An 18,341-nucleotide genomic window follows, 5' to 3' on the forward strand; every position below is an offset into this window, starting at 1 on the left:
GGGAAGGGGAGGACCGGGAGGCGGGTGGCTCGGACGGCCGCCTGCTCTGTCTCCATGGCGACGAACCCCTGCCCGCCGGGAGCAGTTCCCGCGCGAAATGGCCTCCCAGGTGGGAGGCCCGCCTCTGGGGGGAGGGGCGGCGCGTCGGCTCGGCGCGCCGGACGCTTCCCCGAAGAGCGGGCGAGTTTCGGAGGCGCGAAAGCGGACGGTCCGGGCCATGGCGGGGGTTGATGCTCTCACAGCTTGATGCCAGCGGCGGACTCTGCTGGCGGACGCATTGATTTTTCCCGCGACCGGGAGCCTCGTTGCTGTGGTAGTTCAACGGGTTCCCCGGCGATTTGGAGCCTGGGGCCTGTGCCAGCCGTGCAATCCACCGCCGATATTCGAGAGATCCTCCCGCCTCAGGACACCCAGTGGCTCCGTGCCCTGAAGGCCGAAGTTCAACCCGCGACCTTCAAGCAGGGGCGAGAGGTGGCGGAGTCGCGCCGCGTCTTCGGCCTCAATCGTGAAGGGGACCGCATCAGCGCCCAGGTCGCCGGTTCGTCCGGCGAGCGGTATCAGACGGCCCTGCATCTGGGTAACGGCCGAGCCACGTCGACCTGTACCTGCCCGTCGTGGAATGTCGAAGGCCCCCACTGCAAGCACGTGGTGGCCGCGGCACTCATCTACGCCGCGCGCTTCCGTCCGCCCGGACCGCCCGCACCTCGCCCGGCGGAGCCTGTCGCCGCCGCTCCCGAGCCGAAGGAGGCCGTCGTCGATGACGAGCCCCATGTGGAGCCGATGCAGTCGGGCGGCGACCCGGTCAGCCTCCCGGCCCTGGCCAAGGTGGAGAGCTGGCTCGGTCTGTCTTCTCAGCCCGACTACGAATTCTTCTACCGCCTCACGGCCGCCAGCACGGGGAACGGCAGCACGCGGCAGTGGATCGTCGACGTGCGCCGGCAGGACGCGCAGACGAAGGGCCCCATCCACGTCAAGCGCCTGTTGCAGACGGGGGGCCGCATCTCCCCCGCGGACGAGCGCGTCTTCATGCTGCTGTCGCGCCACGAGCACCGCTATGACTCGCGCCTGGTCCTGTCCGACGAGGAGCTGAGCGAGGCGCTGGAGCTCTTGCGCCACCGCCGCGTCATCTACCGTGGCACGGCGCTCATCAACACCGAGGTGCCGGTGCGGCCCCAGATTCATCTGGAGTCCCGCCCGGACGGCGCCACCGCGCGCATCGAGCTGCTCTTCCCGGACAACGCGAGCTACGCGCTCAAGGACGTCATCCTCCTGTCGGGCCGGCGCACCTGGGTCATCCAGGCGCAGAACCTGCACCCGGTGGAGCCGGACTTCCCGCCGCGGCTGCTGCGCAAGTGGCTGCTCGAGCCCAGCATGTCCTTCCCCTCGGGGCAGCTGGATCGGGTGCTGACCTTCTTCGCCGCGCACCTGCCGCGCTTCCGCATGGCGCTGAAGGCGGACGACATCGACGTGGACGAGAGCGTGGAGCCTCGCTTCATGCTCACGTTGGAGGGCAGCCCCGAGCGCGTGAAGGTGCAGCTGGCCGCGAAGTACGGCCACACGACGGTGCCGGTGTCCCCCACGGCCACGCACCTGGGCTACGCCAGCGGCGTGGGCGGGGACAGCCGCAAGCTGTACCGGCGTCGCGAGGAGCTGGAGCGCGGCGCGGGGAAGCTGCTGTTGGATCTGGGCCTGCGCTTCGAGCCGCAGGCGCAGGTCTTCGACGCCACGGGCGACACCGCGCTGGAGTTCTGGGCTCGGGGCCTGGCCTCGCTCCCCGAGGACTGGGAGCGCTTTGGCGTGCAGGCCCCCAAGGTGCGCCTGCGTCCCAATCTCAAGCCGCGCATCCGCGTGGGCATGAGCGGCGTGCAATGGTTCGACCTGGATGCGGAGTTCGTCACCGACGACCAGGCCGTGGACCTGGGCGCGGTGCGCATGTGGCTGGACTCCGGCCGCCGCTTCGTCCCCCTGAAGGATGGGAGCTTCGCGGAGGCGGACCCCGTCGAAATCAAGCGCGTGGCGGACCTGCTCGAGGAGGCCGGCGCGCTGCCGGGCCGCTCGCGCACGCGGCTGCCGCTGCACCAGGCCGTCGCGTTGGACCTGCTTGCGGACCTGGGGGAGTTCACCGAGGTGGAGGCCAAGGCGCGCCAGGCGATGCTGGAGCTGCGCGAGACGGCCGGCGTGCCGAAGGTGTCCGTGCCCGATGGGCTCCAGGCCACGCTGCGCCACTACCAGGAGGCGGGCCTGTCCTGGCTCTGGTTCCTGCGCCGCCACGGCCTGTCCGGCATCCTCGCGGACGACATGGGTCTGGGAAAAACCATCCAGTCGCTCAGCCTGATGCAGAAGGTGGCCAACGACGAGGGGCGCAAGCCGTCGCTCGTGGTGGCGCCCACCAGCGTGCTGGCCAACTGGGAGCGCGAGGCCGAGCGCTTCACGCCGGGCCTCAAGACGATGGTGTGGCACGGTCAGGACCGCAAGGAGCGGGCCGAGGACCTGAAGGACATGGACCTGGTCCTCACGTCCTACGCGCTGGTCCGCCGTGATCTGGACCAGCTGTCCCAGGTGGGCTTCCGCTACATCATTCTGGACGAGGCGCAGAACATCAAGAACGCGGGCAGCGCCACCGCGCAGGCGTGCAAGGCGCTCCCCAGCGAGACGCGTCTGGCGCTCACCGGTACGCCCCTGGAGAACCGCCTGTCGGAGCTCTGGAGCATCTTCGACTTCCTGATGCCGGGCTTCCTCGGCAGCGCGGATGGCTTCGGGGACCGCTACGAGCAGCCCATCCAGGTGGCCAACGACAACATCGCGAGGGACCGGCTGCGCCGCCGCATCCAGCCCTTCATCCTGCGTCGCCTGAAGACGGAGGTGGCCAAGGACCTGCCGCCGAAGACAGAGAGCGTCGCCTGGTGCGAGATGGAGCCCGGTCAGGCCGCGCTCTATCGCGAGGTGCTGGATGAGAGCCGCCGCAAGGTGCATGAGAGCATCGAGAAGGTGGGCTTCAAGCGCAGCCGCGTGTCCATCCTGGCCGCGCTGATGCGCCTGCGGCAGGTGTGCTGCGATCCGCGCCTGCTCAAGATGCCGCCCGGCACCCTGATGCCGCCCAGCGCGAAGGTGGAGCGCTTCCTCCAGTTGGTGGAGGACCTGGTGGCGGAAGGCCACCGCGCGCTCGTCTTCAGCCAGTTCACGGAGATGCTGGAGCTGCTGAAGCAGGAGGCGGACAAGAAGGGCCTGCGCTACCTCTACCTGGACGGTCGCACCAAGGACCGCATGGGCAAGGTGGACGAGTACAACAACCCGGACGGTCCGCCGCTCTTCTTCATCTCCCTCAAGGCGGGCGGCACCGGCTTGAACCTCACCGCGGCCGACTACGTCATCCACTTCGACCCGTGGTGGAACCCCGCCGTGGAGGACCAGGCCACGGACCGGACGCACCGCATCGGCCAGACGCGCGCCGTCATCAGCTACAAGCTGATCACCCGCGGCACCGTGGAGGAGAAGATCCTCGCCCTCCAGCGCCGCAAGCGGGAGCTGGCCGCTGGCGTGCTCGGCGGAGACACCGACGAGCTGGGCCGGACGCTCACGGAGCAGGACATCCAGGAGCTCTTCACGGAAATCTAAGGACTTGCGAGCTTGGGGGCCCGCCATCCGTGCGCTCAACCCGAACGCCTGTGCAGTGTCAGTCGAACCTGCTAGGGTGTTCAGGTACCAGAGCCGTCGTACGGACATTGGAGGGCGCGCGTGCTGCTGGGTCTGCGGATTTCGAACGTAGCGGTGATCGAGGAGGTGGAGGTGGCGTTCGGCGCCGGCCTCACCGTCCTCACGGGTGAGACAGGCGCGGGCAAGTCCATCCTCGTGGATGCACTGGGCCTTTTGCTCGGGGGGCGCGCCGACGCGGATGTCATTCGCGCCGGCTGTGAGGAGGCGTCCGTGGAGGGCGTCTTCGCGCGGACTCCCGCGTTGGAGGCCCGGCTGGAGGACCTGGGGCTGCCGGACCTGGGGGATGAGGTGCTGGTGCGCCGGGTGCTGGGACGCACCGGGCGTGGCAAGGCCTACGTCAACGGCTCACTGGTGACAGTGGGCGTGCTGGGCAAGCTCACGCGCGGGGCGGTGGACATCGCCGGCCAGCACGAGCACGTCAGCCTCTTTGATTCGGGCCTGCACCGGGTGCTGCTGGACAGGTACGGCAACCTGGAGGAGGGGTTGGCGGCCTACTTCCGGGAGTACACCGGCCTGCGTGAGGTGGACGCGCGCATGGAGGCGCTGGGCGGAGACGAGGCGAAGGTGCGCGAGCGCGCCGAGTTCCTGCGCTTCCAGCTCGACGAAATCACGCGGCTGGACCCGGAGGCCGGCGAGGACGCGCGGCTGGACGCGGAGCGCAAGCGGCTGGGCGGCGCGGAGAAGCTCAAGCGCCACGCCGCGGAAGCGGAGCTGCTGGTGTCCGGCGAGGAGCAGTCCGCCGTGGAGACGGTGGGCCGCGCGCTGGGGCTGGTGCACGAAGCCGTGAAGTGTGACGACACGCTGGCGCCGGTGGCGCAGGCGCTGAGCGCCGCGCTGTCGGAGCTGGAGGAGGCACAGCGCCGGCTCAACCGCTACGTGGAGGGGCTGGAGTTGGACCCCTCGCGGCTGGCGGACGTGGAGGAGCGGCTGGACGCGCTCAAGCGCCTGTGCCGCAAGCACGGCACGCACCTGGAGGGCCTGCTGAAGAAGCAGGGCGAGCTCGAGGTGGAGCTGGGCACGCTGGAGAACCGGAAGGAAATCCTGGAGGAGCTGGCCGCCGACCGCCGCAAGGTGGAGGAGCGGGCCCGGAAGGCCGCCGCGGCGCTGACACGGGCGCGCACGGCCAGCGCGGTGACGTTCGCCGCGCAGGTGCGTGAGGGCCTGGGGCAGCTGGCCATGGGCAAGGCGGCCTTCGAGGTGCGGGTGACGCCGTCGGAGTCGCTGCGCCCGGACGGCGCGGACGACGTGGAGTTCTTCTTCAGCGCGAACCCCGGCGAGCCGCCGCGCGCGCTGGCGAAGGTGGCCTCTGGCGGTGAGGCGAGCCGACTGCTGCTGGCGCTCAAGAAGGCCCTGGCCGACAGCGACGGGGGCGGGTGCTACATCCTGGACGAAGCGGACGCGGGCGTCAGTGGCGCCATCGCGGACGTGGTGGGGCGGATGATCAAGGACGTGAGCAGTCACCGTCAGGTGCTCTGCATCACCCACCTGCCGCAGGTGGCCGCCTATGCGGATGCGCACCTGCTCATCCGCAAGGGCCTCAAGGGCGAGCGCACTGTCTCGGAGGTGGTGGTGCTGGAGGCAGGGGCGGAGCGGACCCGGGAGCTGGCACGGATGATGTCGGGCGTGGAGGTGACGCGTGAGGCCCTGGGAGCGGCGGAGGCCCTGGTGCGTTCGGCCAACAGGGCGCTGGGGACCCGGGCCCGCAGGGAGTCCGGACCGGAGGGGGCCCCCCGGGGGCGGCTCCGACGCACTGCGTGAAGTGCGTCAGGTGCATCCGCGTCCTTGCCCCATCCTTGGGCCTCACATAGCATCCCGGGTGTGTCCAGCACCGCAGGGCAGACCGCGGCCTCCCGCTTGAAAATAATCTCCGCCGGCCTGACGGATGTCGGGCGTAAACGTAATCACAACGAGGACAGCTTCCTCATTGATGATGAGCTCCAGCTCTACGTCGTGGCCGACGGTATGGGCGGCCATGCGGGCGGCGGTACTGCGTCCCGCATCGCGGTGGAGACCATCGACAAGGAGATGCGCCGGGCGCGGGAAGGCAAGGACAACCCCTTCCTTTCCGTCCCGAACCTCCAGGACTCTCCGATTCCGGAGGCGCTGCGCACCGCCGTGGAGCGGGCCTGTCTGGCCATCTTCACGGCCGCGCAGGAAGACGCGCGGCTGTCCGGCATGGGCACCACCGTCATCTCCCTGGTGGTGCGCGACGAGCACGTCTTCTTCGCCCATGTAGGTGACAGCCGCGCGTACCTCATCCGCGGCGACCTCATCCAGCAGATCTCCGAGGACCACTCGCTGGTCAACGAGCAGATCAAGGCGGGGATGATTACCCCGGAAGAGGCGAAGCACTCCCGCTACAAGAACATCATCACCCGCTCCGTCGGCTTCGAGGAGGAGGTGCAGGTGGACGTCATGGGGCTGGTGTCAGAGCCCGGCGACGTCTTCCTCCTCTGTTCGGATGGCCTCGCGAACATGATGGAGGACCGGGAGATTCATGAGACGGTGGTGAAGGCGCGGACCTTCGATGAAGTCCCCGCGCGCCTCGTCGACTTCGCCAACGAGCGTGGCGGCGACGACAACATCACCGTCATCGTCGTGCGGGTGGAGGCCTGACGCACCCAGAGTCTGGACGTGGCCGACAGACCTCCCTGCGGGTCTGTTGACCTTGACACTCTTGGAATCTGAGTGGTAGCTGCCCCAACGTTTCCAGCCGAGTCGAAATGCCGGTGGGCGACGAAGCGGGAGGGGTAGGCGGCGGGGGGAGGTGTTGCGCGCGAGCAAGCGACTTAGCTTGCTGCGCCAGTAGTCCCACGCAAGCAGGGGAGCTGTCCCGTGGCGAAAAAGTCCTTCACACTGATGGTGATTCCGGACCATGACGCTCCGGTCAAGCGGTACACCATTCAGCGGTCCTTCTTCACCCAGGTGGGGATGGGACTGATGCTCGTGGTGGGACTGGGCGTGGGTGCGAGCGTGCACTACTTCCAGGTGGCCGCGGACGCCTCCGAGAACCGCATCCTTCGTGAAGAGAACCTGACGCTGCGCTCGCAGCTCAAGTCGGTGCGTGAGCGCATCGAGCACATCGGCTCCACGTTGGACCGGGTGGAGCGCTTCGACCAGAAGCTGCGCGCGGTGACGCTGCTGTCCGATCCGCAGCGCAACCTGGCCATGGGCCCCACGGAGCCCGAGGCGGGCACGTCCGCGCCGGCCACAGACACGCAGTTCACGCAGCTGACCTCCACGGAGACGCCCAAGGCGCTGATGGGCCGGTTGGACCGGCTGAGCGCGGAGGCCACCCGCCAGGAGCAGAGCCTCCAGGAGCTGCAGGCCTACTTCCAGGACCAGAAGTCGCTGCTGGCCTCCACGCCGTCCATCTGGCCCGCGCGCGGCTGGGTGACGAGCGATTTCGGCTCGCGCCTGGACCCGTACACCGCGGACCGTGTCATGCACGGCGGCATGGACATCGCGGCGCCGCACGGCAAGGAGGTCTTCGCGCCGTCGGACGGCACGGTGGTGTTCGCGGGCCTGGAGGGCGGCTACGGCAACGTGCTCGTCATCGACCATGGGTACGGCATCAAGACGCGCTACGGCCACCTGTCGAAGATGCTGGTGAAGGCCGGCGACAAGGTGAAGCGCGGCATGCACATCGCCGCCGTCGGCAACACCGGCCGCTCCACCGGCCCGCACCTCCACTACGAGGTCCGCGTCAACGGCATCGGGCAGAACCCGCGCAAGTTCATCCTTGAGGAGTAGTCAGCGCGGAGGATGACGCCTCGGCGCTTCGTCGAGGCGCCTCGCTCCGGACGGAAGGGACGCGCTCCCGTGGAAGCCCGAGGGGCTCCGGGCGCGCAGGCGCTGTCTCACGGCGTCAGAGCGTCGCGGGGCCTGGGATGGAGCCATCCAGCCGGATACGCCTGCGCTGAAGTCCCCGCGCGCGGCCGGTGCGCTCCATGACGTGGGTTCGCTCCAATTCCGCCCACAGCAGCGGTCCCAGCACCTGCCAGTGTGAAGGCGCGTCCACCGTCAGCTCCAGCAGGCTCACCGTCCACGAGGGCACGTCCGCGTCGGGCGTTCCCTGAGGCAGCACCCGGCGCACGTCCCGCGCCAGCCGTTCACGCGTGGGGGCGGCGAGGTGCTCCTCCACGGTGAGCTGCGACGTCGGCACGAGCAGGGCGGCGAAGGCGTCCGCGTGGATGCGCACCACCTTCGCGCCGGGGTACTGCGCGGAGAGGGACTCCACGGTGGCGCGCAGGACGGCGTCCCCGGTGGGGAAGCCGAAGCGGGCGTTGACGTTGATCATCCCCTGCACGTCCGCGATGACGGCGCCCACGCGCCACCCGTCATGGTGGCCGTGGGTGGACACGTCGTACTCCTCCTTGAGGAGGTTGCCCTGGGTGAGCGCTGGCACCTGGAGCGCGCCCGTCTTCGCGTCCGGCTGGCCGCGCCGGGCCTGCTCCGCCTGGACGAGCACCTCCACGGCGGCCTGCACCGGGGCCTGGGGGCTGCGGGTGAGCACCCAGGGATGGAGGGCGATGAGGGCGGTGGCCGTGGCGTCGTCGAGCGGGTAGGGCATTGCGCTCCTTGTGTAGCGCGTCCACCGCCGGGGCGCAGGGCCTCACTTCATCTTGTGCGCGGTGACGGTGACCTCATCCCGGTCATGGTAGAGCTGGCGAACGGTGAGCCCCTCCCAGCCGCCCTCCTGGACGAGCGTGTGGCGCACCCGCAGCAGGAGGGGGTTCTTGTCCTTCATGGGCAGCTTGATGTTGGCCACCAGGTGCTGCGCCCAGCCGCGGCGGCCCCACTTGGCCAGCAGCTGCGCCACTTCCAGGGGGCGCCAGGCCATGTCGCAGAAGAGCCAGTCCGCCGGCTCGTCGGGCGCATAGGCGAAGGCGCTCTCCTGGACGTGCTTGACGCGCGGGTTCCCCGTCAGCTCCGGCATCAGCCGGGCGGGGTCCACCGCCACCACCTTCGCGCCGCGGCTCACCAGCCGCTGCGTCCAGCCGCCCGGCGCCGCGCCCAGGTCCACGCACACGTCGCCGCGCCCGGGCTCGAAGGCCAGCCCGTCCAGGGCCTCCTCCAGCTTCATGGCCGCGCGTGACGGCGCGTCTCCAGCCCGCCGCATGCGCCTGCGCCCTCCCGCCGCCAGGGACACGGCCTCGCGCGCGTGCACGGCGCCCACCACCGTCACGTCGTCCGGCGCCACGCACAGGGAAACCAGCAGGGCCCCGGCCTCCCGCGCCCGCTGGGCGTCCTCCACACGCCGCCCTGGCGGCAGCCTGGCGGACACGGCGGATTCCAGGGCTTCGGCTACGGCCGCCAGGGCGTTGCCTCGTGGGGTGTCGGGCGTGAAGGCCTGCACCGCCCAGGGCGCCCGCCCGGGAAGCGCCAGCACGACCCGGGCCGCGGCTTCAGCGATGGCTTCGGGGCTGGTGGCCGTCAAGGTGGCGGCCACCTGATAGCCCGCGCGCGCGAAGGCGGGCGGAGGGCCAGAGACGGCGTCACTCTCCACCAGGGCCTCGCCCAGCAGGCGGGGCTCGGCGCCGGCCCACTCCAGCTCCTCGAAGAGGTGGGCCTCGAAACCCGCGCGGCAGGTCCACAGCCAGCGCCCGGGCCGGGCGGCCAGCGTCCGGGCGGGCATGGCGGGGACCTTGGCCCTGGGCGGGACTCTGGGCGCGGGCGGCGCGGTGCGTGCAGGGGGCTTGCCCCCAGGGGCAGGGCCCTGGCGGTTGGCCGGCGGTCCGGGGCGCCCCGGGTGGCGGGAGGGAGGTCGTCGTGAAGGCCGGGAGGGGCCTCGGCGTTGATTTCGTGTGGGGGACATTGCGTGGGCCGGGTTCCGCTTTACTCTGAGCCGCTGCGTGGTGGGCGGCCTGCCGAGTGGAAGTTTCGGCGGACGCACGTGGTTTCCATACGTTTCTCCCTTACACCTCCAGGGATTTCCCTTCACTCGCCGCCGTCCTTCGAGGATTCTCCGGCGAGAGAGCCGACCGAATGATCGAATGGACGCTGAAGAAACTGATTGGGACCAAGAACGAGCGTGAGCTCAAGAAGGCTCACGCGAAGGTCGCCCGGGTCAATGAGCTGGAAACCCGCATGCGGGCCCTCAAGGACGAGGACTTCGTCTCCGAGACGAACCGCATGCGGCAGGAGATCCAGAACGGCCGTTCGCTGGACGACCTGCTCTTCGAGGCCTTTGCCATCACCCGCGAGGCGGCGCGCCGCGTCATCGGCCAGCGTCACTACGACGTGCAGCTCATTGGCGGCATGTTCCTCCACGAGGGCTGCATCGCGGAGATGCGCACCGGTGAAGGCAAGACGCTGACGGCGACGCTGCCCACCTACCTCAACGCGCTGTCCGGCCGGGGCGTGCACGTCGTCACGGTGAACGACTACCTGGCCCGCCGCGACGCGGAGTGGATGGGCCGCGTGTACCGCTTCCTGGGCATGACGACGGGCTGCGTGCTGCACGAGCTGAACGACAAGCAGCGGCAGGAGTCGTACCGCTCGGACATCACCTACGGGCAGAACAACGAGTTCGGCTTCGACTACCTGCGCGACAACATGAAGTTCCGCCTGCAGGACTACGTCCAGCGCGAGCTGAACTTCGCCATCGTCGACGAGGTGGACTCCATCCTCATCGACGAGGCCCGCACGCCGCTCATCATCTCCGGCCCCACCGAGGACAGCACCGACAAGTACTACCGGGTGGACCAGGTCATCCCCGGGTTGGTGCCGGACCAGGACTACACCCTGGACGAGAAGCACCGCTCCGTGTCCCTCACGGACGACGGCATCGAGAAGCTCCAGAAGCGGCTGGGCGTGGGCAACCTCTACGACCCGGGCGAAATCGAGATGCTGCACCACGTGGACCAGGCCCTGCGCGCGCACACGCTCTACAAGCGCGACAAGGACTACGTGGTGAAGGACGGCGAGGTCGTCATCGTCGACGAGTTCACCGGCCGCCAGATGCCGGGACGCCGCTGGTCCGACGGCCTTCACCAGGCCATCGAGGCCAAGGAAGGCGTGAAGATCGAGAACGAGAACCAGACGCTCGCGACGGTCTCCTTCCAGAACTACTTCCGCATGTACTCCAAGCTGGCCGGCATGACGGGCACGGCGGACACGGAGGCGGAGGAGTTCGCCAAAATCTACAACCTCGACGTGCGCGTCATCCCCACCAACCGTCCGCCCATCCGCAAGGATCTGCAGGACGTGGTGTACAAGACGGAGCGCGAGAAGTTCGAGGCGGTGGCGGCGGAAATCGAGGAGCTGCACAAGGCGGGGCAGCCGGTGCTCGTGGGCACGGTGTCCATCGCCAAGAGCGAGGTGGTGGCCAGCTTCCTCAAGAAGCGCGGAATCCCCCACAACGTCCTCAACGCCAAGCAGCACCAGCGCGAGGCGGACATCGTCGCGCAGGCCGGCCGCAAGGGCGCCGTCACCATCTCCACCAACATGGCCGGCCGCGGGACGGACATCCTCCTGGGCGGCAACGCGGAGGTCCTGGCCAAGTCGTCCATGGGCCCGCCGCCCGAGCCGCCCACGTCGGCCCCGGACGGGCAGCCGCTGGACCTGACGGCCTACGAGGCGGAGCTCGCGGCGTGGCAGCAGAAGCTCGCCGACACCCAGGCGAAGCTCGAGGAGCAGACGAAGAAGGAGCGCGAGGAGGTCCACGGCGCCGGCGGCCTCTTCATCATCGGCACCGAGCGCCACGAGTCGCGCCGCGTGGACAACCAGCTGCGTGGCCGCGCCGGCCGCCAGGGTGACCCGGGTGGCAGCCGCTTCTTCCTGTCGCTGGAGGACGACCTGATGCGCATCTTCGGGTCCGAGCGCATCCAGGGCCTGATGGAGCGGCTGGGCATGGAGGAGGGCGAGGTCATCGAGCACGTGTGGCTGTCACGTGCCATCGAGGGCGCCCAGAAGCGGGTCGAAGGCCACAACTTCGACATCCGCAAGAACCTCCTCGAGTACGACGACGTGATGAATCAGCAGCGCCGCACCATCTACAAGCTGCGCCGCCAGGTGCTGGCCGCGGGCGCGGGCGTGCCGCTGGTGGAGTACGAGGAGGATCCGAAGACGCGCATCAAGACGCGCTCCGAGCGGACCATCAGCTGGGCGGACTTCCGCGAGCTGATTCTGGACTCGATGGAGGACGTCATCGTGTCCCTCACCGACACCTACGCGCCCACCCGCGGCGTGGAGGGCTGGGACATCGCCGCGCTCCAGCAGGGCGTGAAGGAGACCTTCAACCTCGAGATGAACTTCGAGGGCGTGGGCAACCGCGAGGAGCTCCAGGAGCACATCTACAAGGCGGCGGAGAAGATCTTCCAGGCGCGCGACGAGGAGTTCGGCGAGAACTTCATGCGCTTCCTCCAGTACAACTACCTGGCGACCATCGACCGGCTCTGGAAGGACCACCTGCTGGCCATGGACCACCTGCGCCAGGGCATCGGCCTGCGCGGCTACGGCCAGAAGGACCCGAAGCAGGAGTACAAGAAGGAGGGCTACCAGGGCTTCATCCAGATGCTCTCCGCCATCAAGGCGCAGTTCGTCACCCAGCTCATGCACGTGCAGCCCCGCTCCGCCTCCAGCGCGGCGGAGGAGGCCGCCCGCATCCAGCGCCAGCTCGCGCAGCAGCAGCAGAAGGCGGTGGCGGGGCGCGCCACGGCGGACGGCAAGCTGGATGAGGGCTCGGTGGCCGCGGCGGCTCGCCCGGCGGGGGCCAGCAAGCCGGCGGTGGGCCGCAACGACCCCTGCCCCTGCGGCAGCGGCCGGAAGTACAAGAAGTGCCACGGCGCCTCGGAGGCCAGCGTCTAGGACGCGGGCTGTCTGACAGGTCACCGTGCAGGACGCCGGCGCGGCGCCACCCCCTGGGGAGGCACCGCGCCGGTGCTGTCCTGGCGGGGCAAGAGGGCCTCGCTGGGACGGGAGGAGGGCAGGGGCGCGGCGGGTGCCGTCCCTGCCCGGACGGGCGGTGCGGCGAAGCTTGCGCGGCCCGGAGGGGTTCTGTTAAGGACCCCCCGCCCCAAGGTATGGGGTCGGGGGGACGTCCACCCCAGGCAGTACCCACTACTCACACGTTCGTGCCGGTCGCCGGTGCTTCCGTGGGTGAGCGCCTCTCTTCGGAGAGGGACTCCCCCGTGGTCGTTTCGGCCGGAAGGTTTCTCGAGCGTGGCGGAACAACCGGAGAGACACATGGAAACGCAGGACACGCAGACGCAGCAGCAGGCGATGGCCGCCGCCGGTGGCATCACGATGAGGCAGCTCCTGGAGGCCGGTGTTCACTTCGGCCACCAGACGAAGCGCTGGAACCCGAAGATGAAGCCGTTCATCTTCGGCGCCCGCAACGGCATCTACATCATCGACCTGCAGAAGACGGTCGTGATGGCCCGCTCGGCGTTCCGCTTCGTGGCGGACATCACCGCGCGCGGTGGCTCGGTGCTCTTCGTCGGCACCAAGAAGCAGGCGCAGGACGTGGTCCGCGAGGAGGCCGCGCGCGCCGGTCAGTACTTCGTCACCAGCCGCTGGCTGGGTGGCACGCTGACCAACTTCAAGACCATCAAGCAGGGCATCGACCGCCTGAAGACGCTGGAGAAGATGTCCGAGGACGGCACCTTCGAGCGCCTCCCCAAGAAGGAAGTCGCCCTGCTCGAGCGTGAGCGCGAGAAGCTGGAGAAGAACCTGGGCGGCGTGAAGGAGATGTCGAAACTGCCTCGCTGCGTCTTCGTCATCGACCCGAAGAAGGAGCACATCGCCATCCACGAGGCGAGCCGCCTGGGCATCCCGGTCATCGGCCTGGTGGACACCAACTGCGATCCGGATGGCATCGACTTCGTCATCCCGGGCAACGACGACGCCATCCGCTCCATCAAGCTCTTCACCTCCAAGATCGCCGAGTCCTGCATCGAGGGCGCCGCGCGTTACCGCGCCTCGGGCGCCGCCGAGCGCGACGAGCAGGAGGAGCGCGAGGGCCATGACCGTGGTGACCGCCGCGACGACCGCCGTGGCCCGCGCCGTGGTGACCGTCGCGACGACCGTCGCGACCACCGGGGTGGTGACCGTGGTGGCGACCGTCGTGGCCCCCTCGTTGAGATGAGGACCGCGGCCCCTGTCGCCGCGGCCCCCGAGGCCGCTGCTCCCGAGGCTGCGGCCCCCGAGGCCGCTGCTCCCGCGAGCGAGACGGCGGCCGAGTAGCCGTCCCTTCCTCACGTCAGTGCCGAAGCGGCCGGGTGGCGCCTGTTCGGGCCAGCTCCCCGGCCGCCTCTGTTTCCCTGGTGCCGCAGTATCCCCTTGAACTTGCAATGCTTCGCCCGGCGCAGTGCGCCCTGGAGTGGCGGAGGCAGGAGACGACGATGGCCGAAGTTAGCGCCCAGATGGTGAAGGAGCTCCGCGAGCGGACCAACGCGGGCATGATGGACTGCAAGAAGGCGCTCGCCGAGTCCGGTGGCGACTTCACCAAGGCCGAGGAGTGGCTGCGCAAGAAGGGCATCGCCAAGGCCGCTGGCAAGGAAGGCCGCGTTGCCGCCGAGGGCGTCATCGGCACCTACGTTCACGGTGGCCGCATCGGCGTCATCGTCGAGGTGAACTGCGAGACGGACTTCGTCGCTCGCAACCCCGACTTCCAGGAGCTGGTGAAGGACGTGGCCATGCAGGTCGCCGCGGCCAGCCCCAAGTTCGTCCGTCGTGAAGAGGTCCCCACGGACAACCTGGACAAGGAGAAGGACATCCAGCGGGAAATCCTCAAGCAGCAGGGCAAGCCTGAGGCGATGCTGGAGAAGATCCTCGTCGGGAAGATGGAGAAGTACTACGAGGGCGTGTGCCTCGTGGACCAGCTCTGGGTGAAGGACGACAAGAAGAAGGTCGGCGAGATGATCTCCGAGCGCGCCGCGAAGATTGGCGAGAAGGTCTCCGTGCGCCGCTTCGTCCGCTACGAGGTGGGTGAGGGCATCGAGAAGAAGAAGGACGACCTCGCCGCCGAAGTCGCCAAGACGCTGGGCCAGGCGTAAGGCCTCCGCGGTCCCCATGGGGCCGCGAGCCTGGACGCAGGGCTGACAAGGGCCGCGCGCACCGGAATCACCCCACACGGGGCGTCCGGGCGACGCGGCCCTCGCTTTTTGCGGGTCTGATTGGCCCCTCCCCGTGCGACCGCCAGCGGACGATGTCGGGCGGGCCCACCGACTCCAGCGTTGATCCCTCGCGGAGCGGGGGATAGAAGCGGTGGCGCATGTCCTCCGACACGAAGAAGCCGCTCCCGTATAAGCGCATTCTCCTCAAGCTCTCGGGCGAGGCCCTGATGGGGGAGGGGAAGTACGGCATCCATCCGCCCACGCTGATGGGCATCGCCGAGGAAGTCATCGAGGTGGCGCAGGCCGGCGTGGAGGTCGCCCTGGTGATTGGCGGCGGCAACATCTTCCGCGGCGTCGCGGGCGCCACGGAGGGCATGGACCGCGCCAGCGCTGACTACATGGGCATGCTGGCCACCTGCATCAACTCCATGGCCATGCAGGACGCGCTGGAGAAGAAGGGCCTGCACACGCGCGTGCTGTCCGCCATCAAGATGGAGCAGATCGCGGAGCCGTACATCCGCCGGCGCGCGGTGCGCCACCTGGAGAAGGGCCGCGTGGTGATTTTCGCGGCGGGCACCGGCAACCCGTACTTCACCACCGACACCGCCGCCTCGCTGCGCGCCATGGAAATCAACGCGCAGGTCATCCTGAAGGCGACCAAGGTGGACGGGGTGTACAACGCGGACCCGAAGAAGGATGCCACCGCGCGACGTTACCGGTCGCTGACGTACATGGACGTGTTGAAGCAGAATCTCAACGTCATGGACTCCACGGCCATCTCGCTGTGCATGGACAACAAGCTGCCCCTCATCGTGTTCGACCTGACGCAGCGGGGCAACATCCGCCGCGCGGTGCTGGATGGCGGGGACATTGGTACGTTGGTGGGTGGCAACGAGACGGTCTGGGCCTGAGCCCCGACCCACCGGCAAGCACTCAAGGAGAGAACGCAATGAGTGGAGACGTCGTCGCCGAACTGAAGGGCCGTATCGACAAGTCGCTCGAGGGCCTGCGCACGGACCTGACGAAGGTCCGCACGGGCCGCGCCAGCATCGCCATCCTGGATGGCGTCCGGGTGGACTACTACGGCACGCCGACGCCGCTGTCAGGCGTGGCCAGCGTGAACGCGCCCGAGCCCCGGCTCATCACCATCAAGCCGTGGGAGAAGAGCGTCCTCAAGGACATCGAGAAGGCGCTGCGCGAGGCGAACCTGGGCATCAACCCGATGAACGACGGCGAGATGATTCGCCTGCCCTTCCCGCCGCTCACCGAGGAGCGCCGCAAGGACATCGCCAAGCAGGTGAAGAACAAGGGCGAGGAGTTCAAGGTCGCCATCCGCAACCTCCGCCGCGACGCGAACGAGGCGCTGAAGACGCAGTTGAAGGACAAGAAGATCACCGAGGACGACCACAAGCGCGTCACCGAGGTCGTGCAGAAGCAGACCGACGCGGGCATCACGCAGGTGGATGAAATCGTGAAGAAGAAGGAGAAGGAGGTCATGGAGGTTTGAGGTCCTCCATTGTCCTCGCCGAGCCCTCCGCACCGGTGGCGGGCGCTCTGCGCCGCTACCTGGAGGCCGCCGGTCACGAAGTGTCCTGGGTGGGCAGCGTCGACGAGGCGCTGCGCGCGGTGCGGGAACGCACGCCCACCGTCCTGCTGGCGTCCGGAACGGGCGCCCTGGACGGTGAGGCGCTGTGCAGGAGTGTGCGGGCCGAAGGCCTCGCCGCGCCGGTGTTGCTGCTGTATCCGCCGGAGGAGGAGCAGGCGGACACGCGTGCCGCCCAGGCGGGCGCGGACGGGTGCCTGGTGGGGCCGCTGAAGCGCCCCACGGTGCTGACGTGTGTGTCCCTGCTCGTCCAGCGCGAGGAGGCGCTGCGGCGGGTGGCTTTCGTGGGCACACCGCCGCCGCCCCCTCCGTCCGCTGGGGCCTCTCACGAGGGCGGACCTCCGCCGCTGCCGGGCGCGTTGGGCGGGCGGATGGTTCCGCCACCGCCGCCGCTCGACGACGTGGGGGTGCCCGTCGAGCGCGCGGAGGCGCGGGGCGTGCCCCCTCCGCCGCCGCTCGCCGAGGAGGCCCTGGAAGCCGAGAGCGCGCAGGCGCTGGTGGTGTCACCTCCGCCCGAGGCGGATGCTCCGTTGCCCGAGGGTCGCGGCGCGGAGACCGCGTCACTGCCACCCGAGCTGGACGAAGAGCCCATCACGTCGCCGTCCTCCGGGGCGGGCAGCACGGCCCCGGATGTGGGCGCGGCGCCTGCTTCGGCCGCTGCGGAGTCGCAGGCTGTCGAGGAAGACGACCTACCGCTGCTCCACGCGGAGCCCGCGGACGACGAGCCGGGTGACGCCGGGCAGGCGTCCGAGGACAGGCCCGTGGCCACGGAGGCCGTCGCCGCGCCAGGAGTCGGTGCCGAGACGTCGCCCGAGTCGACGCGCCTGCCTGAAGCGACGACGGGTTCAGCGCCGCGGTCCGCGGACGCGGTCGCTCCAGCGGGGGACGAGCGACCGGCGTCGTCCGCGCCGGCATCACCGCCCGAGGCCGCGGCTGCCTCGGCGACGAATCCCGCGGACTCTGGCGCCGCATCCACGCGCGTGCCTGACGCCTCCACCGCGACGCCAGCGGCCAGTGCTCCGCCTCCCTCGGTGGGGGCCCGGCACTCCGGCGCCTTCCCCGCGCTGGCGCCCACGCCTGTTCCGGGCGGCAGCCGCATCAGCCGGTCCGACCTGGCGGCGATCGGCGCCTCTCCGGACTTCGAGTTCCTCAAGCGGCTGATGTTGATGGAGGTGAAGCGCAGCCGGCGCTACCGCTACCCCATCGCCGTGCTGTTGGTGGACATCGACAAGTTCGCGGAGAAAGCGGCGCCCCTGGCCCCCGCCGCGCGGAAGCTCGCGCTCGCCGAGGCCCTGGGCCTGCTCGTGTCGGGCGTGCGCGATATCGACGTCGCCGTGCCCTTCGCGGACAGCCGCTTCGTCGTCTTCCTGCCGCACACGCCGCGCTCCGGCGCGCTGGTGGTGGGGCAGCGTCTGCGCGAGCTCATCAAGTCCCTGACGGCCTTCGAGGGCGCCAGCGCCTCCGTGGGCGTCGCTGTCTCCGAGCCCCCGCCGGGTCGTGGACCCGTGGCGGGCGCGCTGACTCAGGTCAGCTTCGGCAGCCTCCTCAAGGAGGCCGGTGAAGCCCTGCGCCGCGCTCAGGCCGCGGGTGGGGATTGGGTGGAAGCCGCGAGCGGAAGGACTCAGCCGGGGTAGACGAAGTCCGCGCCGGCGATGCCGCGGACAACGTCCGCGACGAACGACATCAACTCCAGGCCTCGGCCCTTGTCGTCCTTCCAGGTGCCGGTGGCCGCGTCGTAGTCGAAGTGGATGCCCTGACCCCGGCCCGCCACCCAGACCTGCCGAACGGCGCGCTGGGTGTTGACGATGCACTTCTCCCGCGAGGCCGCGGTGAGCGTCACCATGTCGCCGGTGCTGTCGGCTTCCAGGATGTCGGGGTCGATGGCATCCGCCGCGCCGAGGATGCGCTTGAACGCGGCGGAGACCAACTGGTTGTAGCGAGCTTCGTCCATCATGGCCGCGACG

General features: G+C 69.5%; 13 protein-coding genes. 10 read left to right on the forward strand and 3 right to left on the reverse strand.

Going from position 1 to position 18,341, the window contains the following annotated elements:
- Positions 1–363: 363 nt before the first annotated feature.
- The 4 genes from HV826_RS23305 to HV826_RS37875 all read left to right on the forward strand — a co-directional run bounded on the left by HV826_RS23305 (position 364) and on the right by HV826_RS37875 (position 7,467).
- Entirely contained in the window at positions 364–3,615 is a 3,252-nt protein-coding gene (locus tag HV826_RS23305) for a DEAD/DEAH box helicase (protein WP_176419255.1), read from the forward strand.
- Between the two features lie 120 nt (positions 3,616–3,735).
- Positions 3,736–5,472, forward strand: coding sequence for a DNA repair protein RecN (gene recN / locus HV826_RS23310; protein WP_176419212.1), 1,737 nt, complete (start codon positions 3,736–3,738; stop codon positions 5,470–5,472).
- Positions 5,473–5,532: 60 nt separating this feature from the next.
- Entirely contained in the window at positions 5,533–6,330 is a 798-nt protein-coding gene (locus HV826_RS23315) for a Stp1/IreP family PP2C-type Ser/Thr phosphatase (RefSeq protein ID WP_176419213.1), read from the forward strand.
- Between the two features lie 219 nt (positions 6,331–6,549).
- Positions 6,550–7,467 carry a M23 family metallopeptidase gene (locus tag HV826_RS37875; RefSeq protein WP_176410345.1) on the forward strand — a complete coding sequence of 306 codons (918 nt, stop codon included), beginning with the start codon at positions 6,550–6,552 and terminating at the stop codon, positions 7,465–7,467.
- Positions 7,468–7,582: 115 nt separating this feature from the next.
- Here the strand turns inward: HV826_RS37875 and HV826_RS23325 are convergent, their stop codons facing one another.
- Entirely contained in the window at positions 7,583–8,287 is a 705-nt protein-coding gene (locus HV826_RS23325) for a diguanylate cyclase (protein WP_176419214.1), read from the reverse strand.
- A gap of 42 nt (positions 8,288–8,329) precedes the next feature.
- The gene (gene rlmM / locus HV826_RS23330) at positions 8,330–9,352 is read right to left on the reverse strand and encodes a 23S rRNA (cytidine(2498)-2'-O)-methyltransferase RlmM (RefSeq protein ID WP_176419215.1); all 1,023 of its coding nucleotides are present in this window, start codon (positions 9,350–9,352) and stop codon (positions 8,330–8,332) included.
- 350 nt (positions 9,353–9,702) lie between these two features.
- Between rlmM and secA the strand changes: the two genes are divergently transcribed.
- The 6 genes from secA to HV826_RS23360 all read left to right on the forward strand — a co-directional run bounded on the left by secA (position 9,703) and on the right by HV826_RS23360 (position 18,011).
- Positions 9,703–12,525, forward strand: a complete 2,823-nt coding sequence (secA, locus tag HV826_RS23335; protein ID WP_176419216.1) for a preprotein translocase subunit SecA — start codon at positions 9,703–9,705, stop codon at positions 12,523–12,525.
- Between the two features lie 378 nt (positions 12,526–12,903).
- Positions 12,904–13,902 (forward strand): 30S ribosomal protein S2, encoded by a 999-nt coding sequence (gene rpsB / locus HV826_RS23340; RefSeq protein ID WP_176419217.1) that lies wholly within the window; start codon positions 12,904–12,906, stop codon positions 13,900–13,902.
- A gap of 158 nt (positions 13,903–14,060) precedes the next feature.
- The gene (gene tsf, locus HV826_RS23345) at positions 14,061–14,714 is read left to right on the forward strand and encodes a translation elongation factor Ts (RefSeq protein ID WP_176419218.1); all 654 of its coding nucleotides are present in this window, start codon (positions 14,061–14,063) and stop codon (positions 14,712–14,714) included.
- 218 nt (positions 14,715–14,932) lie between these two features.
- A complete protein-coding gene (gene pyrH / locus HV826_RS23350) occupies positions 14,933–15,685 on the forward strand; it encodes a UMP kinase (protein WP_176419219.1) in 753 nt (250 codons plus the stop codon).
- 38 nt (positions 15,686–15,723) lie between these two features.
- Positions 15,724–16,281, forward strand: coding sequence for a ribosome recycling factor (gene frr, locus HV826_RS23355; RefSeq protein WP_176419220.1), 558 nt, complete (start codon positions 15,724–15,726; stop codon positions 16,279–16,281).
- Positions 16,278–18,011 (forward strand): diguanylate cyclase, encoded by a 1,734-nt coding sequence (locus HV826_RS23360; protein ID WP_176419221.1) that lies wholly within the window; start codon positions 16,278–16,280, stop codon positions 18,009–18,011. The genes frr and HV826_RS23360 overlap by 4 nt, the downstream gene beginning before the upstream one ends.
- Here HV826_RS23360 and cyaY read toward each other — a convergent pair.
- The gene (gene cyaY / locus HV826_RS23365; protein ID WP_176419222.1) at positions 17,999–18,331 is read right to left on the reverse strand and encodes an iron donor protein CyaY; all 333 of its coding nucleotides are present in this window, start codon (positions 18,329–18,331) and stop codon (positions 17,999–18,001) included. The genes HV826_RS23360 and cyaY overlap by 13 nt on opposite strands.
- Positions 18,332–18,341 lie beyond the last annotated feature (10 nt).

Origin of the sequence: Myxococcus sp. AM010 (genome assembly GCF_013372585.1) — a bacterium.
GTDB classification, from domain to species: Bacteria; Myxococcota; Myxococcia; order Myxococcales; family Myxococcaceae; genus Myxococcus; species Myxococcus vastator.